General features: G+C 69.1%; 13 protein-coding genes. 9 read left to right on the forward strand and 4 right to left on the reverse strand.

Annotation, left to right across the window (positions count from 1 at the left end):
• On the forward strand, positions 1-415 hold a 415-nt coding region (locus PMI01_RS01785; protein ID WP_007662236.1), incomplete at its 5' end, for an outer membrane protein assembly factor BamB family protein.
• Here the strand turns inward: PMI01_RS01785 and PMI01_RS01790 are convergent.
• Together PMI01_RS01790 and PMI01_RS01795 are read right to left on the reverse strand one after the other, a co-directional pair.
• A complete protein-coding gene (locus PMI01_RS01790; protein WP_007662238.1) occupies positions 400-1,632 on the reverse strand; it encodes an ATP-binding protein in 1,233 nt (410 codons plus the stop codon). The genes PMI01_RS01785 and PMI01_RS01790 overlap by 16 nt on opposite strands.
• A complete protein-coding gene (locus tag PMI01_RS01795; RefSeq protein WP_007662240.1) occupies positions 1,629-2,324 on the reverse strand; it encodes a response regulator in 696 nt (231 codons plus the stop codon). The genes PMI01_RS01790 and PMI01_RS01795 overlap by 4 nt, the downstream gene beginning before the upstream one ends.
• Before the next feature lie 261 nt (positions 2,325-2,585).
• On the opposite strand from PMI01_RS01795, the gene PMI01_RS01800 reads away from it, so the two are divergent.
• Together PMI01_RS01800 and PMI01_RS01805 are read left to right on the forward strand one after the other, a co-directional pair.
• The gene (locus PMI01_RS01800; RefSeq protein ID WP_007662242.1) at positions 2,586-3,209 is read left to right on the forward strand and encodes a porin family protein; all 624 of its coding nucleotides are present in this window, start codon (positions 2,586-2,588) and stop codon (positions 3,207-3,209) included.
• Positions 3,210-3,279: 70 nt separating this feature from the next.
• Positions 3,280-3,702 carry a hypothetical protein gene (locus PMI01_RS01805; RefSeq protein WP_007662244.1) on the forward strand — a complete coding sequence of 141 codons (423 nt, stop codon included), beginning with the start codon at positions 3,280-3,282 and terminating at the stop codon, positions 3,700-3,702.
• 1 nt (position 3,703) lies between these two features.
• Here PMI01_RS01805 and PMI01_RS01810 read toward each other — a convergent pair whose 3' ends face one another.
• Entirely contained in the window at positions 3,704-4,450 is a 747-nt protein-coding gene (locus PMI01_RS01810; RefSeq protein ID WP_007662245.1) for a DUF6065 family protein, read from the reverse strand.
• 91 nt (positions 4,451-4,541) lie between these two features.
• On the opposite strand from PMI01_RS01810, the gene PMI01_RS01815 reads away from it, so the two are divergent.
• On the forward strand, positions 4,542-5,096 hold the full coding sequence (locus PMI01_RS01815; protein WP_007662248.1) for an AAA family ATPase: 555 nt from the start codon (positions 4,542-4,544) through the stop codon (positions 5,094-5,096).
• A 10-nt stretch (positions 5,097-5,106) separates the two neighbouring features.
• A complete protein-coding gene (locus PMI01_RS01820; RefSeq protein ID WP_007662249.1) occupies positions 5,107-5,613 on the forward strand; it encodes a prolyl-tRNA synthetase associated domain-containing protein in 507 nt (168 codons plus the stop codon).
• Between the two features lie 449 nt (positions 5,614-6,062).
• Here the strand turns inward: PMI01_RS01820 and PMI01_RS01825 are convergent, their stop codons facing one another.
• Entirely contained in the window at positions 6,063-6,455 is a 393-nt protein-coding gene (locus PMI01_RS01825; RefSeq protein WP_007662251.1) for a hypothetical protein, read from the reverse strand.
• Positions 6,456-6,639: 184 nt separating this feature from the next.
• Between PMI01_RS01825 and PMI01_RS01830 the strand changes: the two genes are divergently transcribed.
• The 4 genes from PMI01_RS01830 to PMI01_RS01845 form a co-directional block, all read left to right on the forward strand.
• On the forward strand, positions 6,640-7,554 hold the full coding sequence (locus PMI01_RS01830; protein WP_007662253.1) for a thioredoxin family protein: 915 nt from the start codon (positions 6,640-6,642) through the stop codon (positions 7,552-7,554).
• A 22-nt stretch (positions 7,555-7,576) separates the two neighbouring features.
• Positions 7,577-8,242, forward strand: coding sequence for an LON peptidase substrate-binding domain-containing protein (locus PMI01_RS01835; protein ID WP_007662255.1), 666 nt, complete (start codon positions 7,577-7,579; stop codon positions 8,240-8,242).
• A 149-nt stretch (positions 8,243-8,391) separates the two neighbouring features.
• Positions 8,392-8,592: a Trm112 family protein gene (locus PMI01_RS01840; protein WP_007662256.1), complete on the forward strand. Its 201-nt coding sequence runs from the start codon at positions 8,392-8,394 to the stop codon at positions 8,590-8,592.
• Positions 8,593-8,595: 3 nt separating this feature from the next.
• Positions 8,596-9,294 (forward strand): heparan-alpha-glucosaminide N-acetyltransferase domain-containing protein (locus PMI01_RS01845; protein ID WP_007662257.1); only part of this gene is annotated, 699 nt, incomplete at its 3' end.

The following is a 9,294-nucleotide window of genomic DNA, read 5'->3' on the forward strand; positions in this document are numbered from 1 at the left end:
GCGCCTGCCGCTGACCGGCCTGCTGTGCAAGCAGCCCCCGTACGGCGGCATCCGGGCCATCGACCTGCGGAGCGGCAAGACCCTGTGGGACCGGCCGTTCGGCACGGCCCGCACCAACGGCCCGTTCGGCGTTCCCTCGCGCCTGCCGCTGTCGATCGGCACGCCCAACAACGGCGGGGCGGTGATCACGGCCGGCGGCCTGGTGTTCGTGGCGGCCGCCACCGACAACCTGATCCGGGCCATCGACCTGAAGACCGGCCGGACCGTCTGGCAGGACGTGCTGCCGGCCGGCGGCCAGGCCACCCCGATGACCTACGCGGTCGGCGGCAAGCAGTACGTGGTGATCATGACCGGCGGCCACCACTTCATGGAGACGCCGATCGGCGACCAGGTCATCGCTTACGCGATCGAGTGAGGGGTCGACGCCAGTTCAAGGACGCCGTGTCCCTTCACGCCATCCTCGAACCCGTCCAGGCCGACCGGATCGAGCGGGAAGCGCAGCTCGATCACCGCCCCGCCGCTCGACCGGTTGCCGACCCCGACACTGCCGCCGTGGGCGTCGGCCAGGGCCTTGACCACCGCCAGGCCCAACCCGGACCCGCCCGTGGCGCGGGTGCGCGACAGGTCGGCCCGCCAGAACCATTCGAAGGCCCGCTGCTCGCCGTCCGGCGGGAAGCCGGGGCCCCGGTCGGCGACCAGCAGGACGCCGGCCTCGCCCTGGCGCTGGACACGCAGGCTCAGCGATCGCCCCTCGGCGGCGTAGCGCCGGGCGTTGTCGAGCACGGCCAGCAGCATCTGCCGCACCCGGGCCGGATCGGCGCGGACCCAGGTCTCGGGCAGCGCCGCGTCGACGACCATGTCGGCGACCAGGAACTGCGGACGGGTCATCTCCAGCACCGAGCGCGCCTCGGCCGCCAGGTCGCAGGACCCGATCTCCAGGACCAGGGCGCCCGACGAGGCCAGGCTGACCGTGCGCAGGTCGTCGATGATCCGCGACAGGTCCTCCACCTGGGTCAGCAGAGCGCGCATGTGGTTGTCGTCGCGCGGAAACACGCCGTCCAGGGCGCCGTGGATGTAGCCGCTCAGCACGGTCAACGGCGTGCGCAGCTCGTGGGCGACCGAGGCGGTGCTGAACCGCATCTGACGTTCGGAACGCTCCAGCGCCTCGGCCTGGGTGTTGAAGCTGTCGATCAGGCTCTGCAGTTCGCGGGTCAGCTTGGGCGGGGCGACGATGCGGTGGGCGAAGTCGCCGGCCGCGATCCGCTGGGCCCCGTCGGCGACCAGATTGACCGAGGCGGCCAGCCGGCGGGCGATGTGGCGGGCGATCACCACGCTCAGGGCGATGCTGATGAGCGTCAGGACGGCCACCCCGCCGTAGCTGAGCATGACGATCCGCGGCTCCTCGTCGGACGTCACCTTGATCAGGGCCAGCATGTCCTCGTTGGCCGGCAGGCGCTTCTGGTCCAGGGCCTCGATGGCCTTGACCAACCGGGCCGGCAGGCGGGCCTTCAACTCCAGTTCGATCAACTGGTCGACGCCCGCCGAAGCGGTGGCGATGAAGATCACGGCGCAGGTCAGCATGCCGCCGATGGCGAAGCCCAACTGGCGGGCCAGGGTCGGAGCCGGCTTCATTGCGGGACCGCCAGGCGATAGCCGACGCCGCGCACGTTGATGATGTAGCCCACGGCGCCGGCCGCCTCGAGCTTGCGGCGCAGGTTGCTGACGTGGCTGTCGACCGTGCGCTCCAGGGCCTCGCTGTCGGGCAGGCAGGCGTCGAGGATTTCGCCGCGGCTGCAGACCCGCATCGGGGCGTTGAGGAACTGGACCAGGATGCGGAACTCGCTCAGCGTCAGGGTCAGGACGGTATGGCCGCCTTCCGCGTCGATGACCCGCGCCACGTGGGCCGCCAGGTCCGCCTCGACCACGCCCTGGCGCAGCAGGCCCGAACGCCCGCCGCCATTGGCCCGGCGCAGCACCGCCTTGACCCGGGCCACCACCTCGGCCGGGTTGAACGGCTTGACCACATAGTCGTCGGCCCCCATGCGCAGGGCGGTCAGCTTGTCGATGTCCTCGGCCATGGCGGTGGTGAAGATCACCGGCGTGTCGCCGCGCCGGCGCACCTCGTTCATCACCGCGAAGCCGTCCTTCTTGGGGATGTTGACGTCCAGCAGCATCAGGGCGGGGCTCAGGCTGCGGTGCTGCAGCAGGGCGGCCTCGCCATCGGCGGCGCAGACCACGCGCAGGCCCTCGCGCTCGAGATAGGTCTGCAGGATGTGGGCGATATCGGGGTCATCCTCGACCACGCAGATCAGGGCGTTTTCCATCGTCGGTTCCGAAAAGCAGGAGCGGCAAGGTCTGGACCGCGAGTGTCGAGAGATCGTGGAGATCGCGCCGAGGCTCGGTGAAACCACCCCGGACGAAGGAATGCAGGCCCTCCGAGCGCCGCCCTGGCAAATGAAAAACTCTTAAGGTCGTCCCGACGCGATCTCCACGCTTCGCGCGCAGTCCCTCCATGCACAGCCCCCACCAAGGCCTGGCTTCGGGTTGGCGGTGTCGTCGGCCTCCGCAAATGCATGGAGTTTCAAATGATGAAGACCCTCTGCCTCGCCGCCGCCTTCGCCGCGGTCGCGATCACCCCGGCCCTGGCCCAGGACCAGGGCGGCTTCTACGTCGGCGGCGAAGTCGGCTACGGCAAGCCCAAGAACGAACTGACCTACACCCCGACCACCGGCCCGGTCCTGAAGGGCTCGTCCGACAAGACCGGCTTCAACTTCGGCGGCTTCGCGGGCTACGGCACGGTGCTGGGCGGCAACCTCTATCTGGGCGCCGAGGGCGCCCTGAGCGGCGGCGGCGGCGAGTCCTCGAAGACCTTCGGCGCGACCAAGGTCCATCTGGATCCCAAGTTCCGCTACAGCGGCGCGGCGCGCGTCGGCATGGCGCTCGGCGAGAGCGGCCTGCTCTACGGCAAGGTCGGGCTGGAGCGCCGCAAGCTGGAAGCCTCGGTCCCGGGCTCGAAGAAGACCCTGACCCAGCAGGGCATGGTCTACGGCGTCGGCTACGAGCAGAAGCTCAGCGAGAGCTTCGGCCTGCGCGCCGAACTCACCCGGGTGAGCTACGGCGACAAGACCGCGACCTTCAAGGGCGGCGACAAGCTGAAGATCGACTCCAAGGAAACCCGCCTGTCGATCGGCGGCGTCGTCCACTTCTGAGCCCCTGCGCGATGGCCGCGCGCGTCGCGGCCATCGACGCCTCCCCCTCGACGCCTTAAGGAAAGCGCTCATGACGATCCGCCCTTGGCTGGCCGCCGGCCTGGCCGTGACGGCCCTGGCCGTCGCCCCCGCCGCCTGGTCGCAGGCGCAGCCCGCCTTCGCCGGGGCCTGGACCGGCGTGCTCGAAACCTCCGAACCCGTCTGGGTGGAACTGGTGTTCGAGCCCGGCCCGCGCGCCCGGGTGAAGACCCGCCCCGTCAACCAGGCGCTGGGCGGCGAACGGCTCAAGCCCAGCGCCCTGCGCATCGAGGGCGACACCGTCCACATCGAGTTCCGCCAGATCTCCGGCGTGTTCGAGGGACGGCTGACCAATTCCGGCCGCATCGACGGCGTCTGGCGCCAGCCCGACGAGACCGTGCGGGTGTCGCTGTACCGCCAGGGCGGACCCGCCAGGCCCTCGCCACGCCCGCCGCCCTCGCCGACCGGGCAGTAATTCAGCTGCCCAGTTTGGGGGCCTTCAGCCGGCGCTTGTTGACATGGGCCTGCGGGGCCGGGGCCTCGACCTCCTCGGGATATTCGCCCTTGAAGTAGAAGCGCTGCCAGGCTTCCTTCATGGCCTCGGGCTCGCGCTTGAAGATCCGGGCGTTGAACTCGCCGCGCTTGGCGGCCCAGGTGTCGTATTGCTTGCGCAGGTCGACGTTGGAGTTCATCGAGCGGATCACCGGCTGCACCTGCTCCAGGGGCTTGTCCTGGATCATCATGAAGAAGCAGAACGGCTCGCCCTTCTCGAAGCGGATCGTGCCCGGGCGGGTGAACAGCCAGTTCATGGTGAAGGGAAAGGGCAGCCAGTCGGTCTCGACCAGCCCGGCCAGCGGCTGGATGCCGTCCTTGATGTGGTTGGGCGGACCCATGGTCCAGATCGACCAGCCCGGCGGGGTGCGGAACAGATAGCCGGTGTGGAAGGTGACCGTGCCGCGCGAGAAGTGCGACTTGACGAAGTCATCGAACCCCGGATGCGGGTGGTCGGCCTTGAAGGTGATGCAGTTCTGGTGCGCGCCGCCGTCCCAGGTGGCCGAAAAGCCGACCGGACAGAGGATCTCCCAGCCGGTGGTGTTGGCCATGGTCAGCGGCAGGCAGCGATAGGGATGGCGGTCGGCGAAATGGTCCATCCAGGCCCGCTGCGGCCGACCCGGCACGATCTCGGGCGGGCGGTTCTCGGTGGGGTAGCACTCCAGTTCCATGCCCGTCTGTTCTCCCTGTTGCCTCTGCTCTAGCGCCCCAGGGGCGAGCCCGTCCAGCGCGCCCGAGCTGTCCTGATCGAAAGGAACCCGCGTGAAACGTCCCTCACCGCGCCGGATCGTCGTCACCGGCGGTCCCGGGGCCGGCAAGACCAGCCTGATCGACGCCCTGCAGCGGCGCGGCTTTCCGCGCACCGTCGAGGCGGGCCGGGCCATCATCCAAGATCAGGTCCGCATCGGCGGCGCGGCCCTGCCCTGGGCCGACCGCCAGGCCTATGCCCAGCTGATGCTGTCCTGGGACCTGCGTTCGTATCGCGAGACCGAGGGCCGGGCGGGTCCGGTGTTCTTCGACCGCGGCGCGCCCGACGTGATCGGCTATCTGCGGCTGTGCGGCCTGCCGGTCCCGTTCGAGGCCCGGGCCGCCGCGCGGCTGTACCGCTACGACACCCTGGTGTTCATCGCCCCGCCCTGGCCGGAGATCTTCATCGGCGACGCCGAGCGGCGGCAGGACCTGGCGGAAGCCCGGCGCACCTACGAGGTCATGGCCGAAGTCTATCCGGAACTGGCCTACACGCTGGTCGAACTGCCCCGCGCCAGCGTCGAGGACCGCGCCGATTTCGTGCTCGAACGTCTGGCCGCCGCGCCGTAAAAGAGCCCGCATGAAGACCCGCGCCGACCTCTTCGCCTTCCTCGACGCCCACGGCGTCGCCCATTCCACGCTCGATCATCCGCCGGTGTTCCGGGTGGAGGAGGGGTTGGAGATCAAGGCGGCCCTGCCCGGCGGCCACACCAAGAACCTGTTCCTGAAGGACGCCAAGGGCCAGCTGTGGCTGATCTCGGCCCTGGGCGAGACGATGATCGACCTGAAGCGCCTGCACACGGTGATCGGCTCGGCACGGCTGTCGTTCGGCAATGCGGCGCTGATGGAGGAGACCCTGGGCGTGACCCCGGGCTCGGTCACCGCCTTCGGCCTGATCAACGACGCCGGCGGCCGCGTGCGCTTCGTGCTCGACGCGGCGTTGGCCGGGGCCGACCCGGTCAACTTCCATCCCCTGTCCAACGACGCCACCACGGCGGTGTCGCAGGCTGGGTTCCGACGGTTCCTGGCGGCCCTGGGGATCACGCCGATGATCGTCGATTTCACGGCCATGGCGGTGGAGAGCTAGAAGCCGGCCGTTGTCCGCTTCCGACCCAAGTCGGACATGCGTAAAGTCGACTTTGTGTGAAGTCTGACCTAGCCTTCGGGCCATGCCTGCCGCCCGCCTCGCGTCTCTCCCTGTTCCTCCTGCGCCCTTGAGTTTTGCGGAGGCGAACTACATCGAAGAGACCGTACGCCGATTTTACGCAGACGATGCAGTCGTCCGAAACTATGGCCCTGATCCAAGGCGCTTGCGGCTTCATGTTGAGGCCGGTGTCGAGCCAAGATTGGAGAGGGATGAGTGTCTCGGTTGGCTGATGTGCGAAATTGTGCGCGATGCGATCAGCCTAGAGGTAACCAAGTGCGGCGACCGGATACGTGGAGACGCCAAGCTCGCCTATCGACAAGGCGAAATCCTCTAGTCCGGCAACCACTCTCAACGGACCTTGTTGCTCCGATCCCCGCCGGCCGCTCGCCTTAGATCGTTCCCGGCGCCCAGCTGATCGTGTTGACGGTCGGGTTCGCGGTGTTGAAGCCCAGCTCATGGACCTTGTTGGTGCTGCTGTTCAGTTTCAGCCAATGACTGTCGCCGTCGCCGTCGATGATCGTGACGACCAGCGAACCGGAGCCTGCGCCGGCCGGTCCCTGTCCCTGGATCTGCAGTTCGTACTGGGTGAAGCTGCCGGTCTGGAGCTGGATCGCGTTCACCAGCGCGCTCGAGTTGCCGACGATGATCTTGCTCAGGTCCGTCGAACCGTTGATCGAGAGCTGGTCGCCCACGTTGAGCGTGACGCCGGAGGGGGCGACCGCCGTGCCGACGTTCTGGCCGGCGTCGCTGGTGGTGAAGTTGGCAACAGGCAGGTTTGACATGCGCGCCTCCATGGACAGAGACGGCGATCTGAACGCGAGATCCCGCCGAACTCAATCTTAAAATGTTGTGAACACCCATTAACCTTATGCGTGCATGGGGTCGCGATTTCCGGCGATTGCGGTTGTCGTCTCCAGGGACCATCTTGCCGATGAACGCGTTGCGACCCGTATGAGAGACTCTTCCATGGCCCTGATCGGCGAAAAGCCCGCTCCCATCCCCGCCGGCGGCGCGACCAAGAGCGAGCACATCAAGGACGGCACCGACGCCAGCTTCCTGGCCGACGTGATCGAGGCCTCCAAGGTCCAGCCGGTGATCGTCGACTTCTGGGCCACCTGGTGCGGCCCGTGCCGCCAGTTGACCCCGGCCCTGGAAAAGGCGGTCGCCGCGGCCGGCGGCGCGGTCAAGCTGGTCAAGATCGACGTCGACAAGAATCCCGGCTATTCGGGCCAGCTGCGCGTGCAGTCGATCCCCACCGTCTACGCCTTCGTCGACGGCCAGCCGGTCGACGGCTTCCAGGGCGCGGTGCCCGAAAGCCAGGTCAAGGCGTTCATCGACCGCCTGGCCGGTCCGCCGGCGGAGAGCGACATCGACGCTTTGCTGGCCATGGCCAAGGAGTCGCTGGATCTGGGCGACCTGGGCGGCGCGGCCCAGGCCTTCGCCCAGGCCCTGCAGATGGACCCGACCAATGTGAAGGCGATCGGCGGCCTGGCCCGCTGCTACCTGGACGGCGGCGACCTGGAAGGCGCGGCCGAAGTGGCCGCCACCGCCCCGGCCGGCGCCAAGGATCCGGACCTGGAGATCGTCCGCGCCGCCCTGGCCCTGGCCCAGGACGCGCCGTCCGAGACCGCGCCGTTCGAGAAACGCCTGGCCGCCGACGACGGCGACCACGAGGCCCGCTTCGAACTGGCCAAGGCCCTGGCCGGCGTCGGCCGCCTGCAGGAGGCTTCCGACCACCTGCTGACCATCATCGAGCGCGACCGGACCTGGAGCGACGAAGCGGCGCGCAAGCAGCTGCTGACCGTGTTCGAGGCCGCCGGCTACGCCTCGGAGGTGGCGAAGTCGGGTCGCAAGCGATTGTCGTCGATCCTGTTCAGCTAGGCCGCAGCCAAGGAGCCTGCCCATGCCGGGCGTCTATCGAAAGACCGACGACCTGCCGCTGGTGATCCCGGTGTTCCCGCTGGACGGCGCCTTGCTGCTGCCCGGCGGCCAGCTGCCGCTCAACATCTTCGAACCGCGCTACCTCAACATGTTCGACGACGCCATGTCGGGCGAGCGGATCATCGGCATGGTCCAGACCCGGACCGGCGGCGACCACGAGCGGCCCAAGCTGGCGCCGGTCGGCTGCGCCGGCCGGGTGACCAGCTTCGCCGAAACCAGCGACGGCCGCTATCTGGTCACCCTGACCGGGGTCTGCCGGTTCCGGGTTGGCGCCGAGCTGCCCGGCCGCTCGCCCTATCGCCAGGTGCGCGCCGACTTCTCGCCCTTCGAGGCCGACCTGCGCGAGGGGGTCGAGGGCGCGACCTCGGGCGGTGACGGGGAGGCCCTGCTCGGGGCCCTGCGCCGCTACCTCGACCACCGCGGCCTGGCCATCGACTGGAGCAGCGCCGAGGCCGCCCCCTCCGACGCCCTGATCAACAGCCTGGCCATGGCCCTGCCGTTCGAACCGGTCGAGAAACAGGCCCTGCTGGAAGCGCCGACCCTGACGGATCGCCGGGAGACCCTGGTGGCCCTGCTGGAGATCGACGCGGCGAAGGGCGACGACGAAGACCCGACGATGCTGCAATAGCGATGGTGAGGTGAACCCCCTCCGGCCCTCCGGGCCACCTCCCCCTGAGGGGGAGGATGTACGCCGCGCAGATGCTCCCCCTCAGGGGGAGCTATCGCGAAGCGACTGAGGGGGTGTGCGGCGCTGCGAAAACCTCATAGAAATGTCCCATGACCGCCGCTCCCCCGCCCCCGCCCGCCGATCTCGACCCGCGCCTGCTGGAGGTGCTGGTCTGTCCCGTCACCCGCGCGCCGCTGTTCTATGACCGCGCCCGGGGCGAACTGGTCAGCAACGCCGCCAAGCTGGCCTATCCGATCCGCGACGGCGTGCCGATCATGCTGCCCGAGGAAGCCCGCAGCCTGGAAGACTAGGCCGTGGACTCCCGCCCCAAGGCGGCGCGCCTGGCTTCGCTGGATGTGCTCCGCGGACTGACGATCGTCGGCATGATCGTCGTCAACACGGCGTCCTATCTCCACTATGTCAGCGGCTACGCGGTCTTCGCCGGGCTGGAACACGCCGAATGGCGAGGCTTCACCGCCGCCGACGCGGTGTTCCCGGCCTTCGTGTTCATGACCGGCGTGTCGATCCCGCTGGCCCTGGGCCCGCTGGCCCTGGGCGACGGCCCAATCGAGCGAGGAATGGCCGGCCTCGACGGCGCCGCCCTGCGCCGGCTGCTGGTCCGTTCGGGACGGTTGTTTCTGCTCGGCCTGATCCTGTCGAACCTCTACTGGATGGCCACGCCGGAGAGCGTGCTGTTCCGGCCCATGGGCGTGCTGCAGCGCCTGGCCCTGGCCTTCCTGGCCGCCGCCGTCCTCTACAAGACCCTCGGGCCGCGCGCCCGGATGATCCTGGCCGTGGCGATCCTGGCGCTCTACTGGCCGCTGACCCTGCTGCCGTTCCCGGACGGGACGACGGACCTGCTGCGGCCCGGCGCCAATTTCGTCGGCTGGTTCGACCGCGCCGTGCTGGGCGCCCACACCTATGTCCACGGCCCGCTGGGCTACGACCCCGAAGGCCTGCTCTCCACCCTGCCCGCCGTCGCCCAGGCCCTGCTCGGCGTGGCGGCCGGCCAA

The organism is Caulobacter sp. AP07 (assembly GCF_000281955.1).
Lineage (GTDB): Bacteria > Pseudomonadota > Alphaproteobacteria > Caulobacterales > Caulobacteraceae > Caulobacter.

Bases quoted from the DNA above. Each gene is read 5' to 3' on its own strand.
- PMI01_RS01790 (WP_007662238.1), bottom strand. From the start codon at position 1,632: ATGAAGCCGGCTCCGACCCTGGCCCGCCAGTTGGGCTTCGCCATCGGC.
- PMI01_RS01795 (WP_007662240.1), bottom strand. From the start codon at position 2,324: ATGGAAAACGCCCTGATCTGCGTGGTCGAGGATGACCCCGATATCGCC.
- PMI01_RS01800 (WP_007662242.1), top strand. From the start codon at position 2,586: ATGATGAAGACCCTCTGCCTCGCCGCCGCCTTCGCCGCGGTCGCGATC.
- PMI01_RS01805 (WP_007662244.1), top strand. From the start codon at position 3,280: ATGACGATCCGCCCTTGGCTGGCCGCCGGCCTGGCCGTGACGGCCCTG.
- PMI01_RS01810 (WP_007662245.1), bottom strand. From the start codon at position 4,450: ATGGAACTGGAGTGCTACCCCACCGAGAACCGCCCGCCCGAGATCGTG.
- PMI01_RS01820 (WP_007662249.1), top strand. From the start codon at position 5,107: ATGAAGACCCGCGCCGACCTCTTCGCCTTCCTCGACGCCCACGGCGTC.
- PMI01_RS01825 (WP_007662251.1), bottom strand. From the start codon at position 6,455: ATGTCAAACCTGCCTGTTGCCAACTTCACCACCAGCGACGCCGGCCAG.
- PMI01_RS01830 (WP_007662253.1), top strand. From the start codon at position 6,640: ATGGCCCTGATCGGCGAAAAGCCCGCTCCCATCCCCGCCGGCGGCGCG.
- PMI01_RS01835 (WP_007662255.1), top strand. From the start codon at position 7,577: ATGCCGGGCGTCTATCGAAAGACCGACGACCTGCCGCTGGTGATCCCG.
- PMI01_RS01840 (WP_007662256.1), top strand. From the start codon at position 8,392: ATGACCGCCGCTCCCCCGCCCCCGCCCGCCGATCTCGACCCGCGCCTG.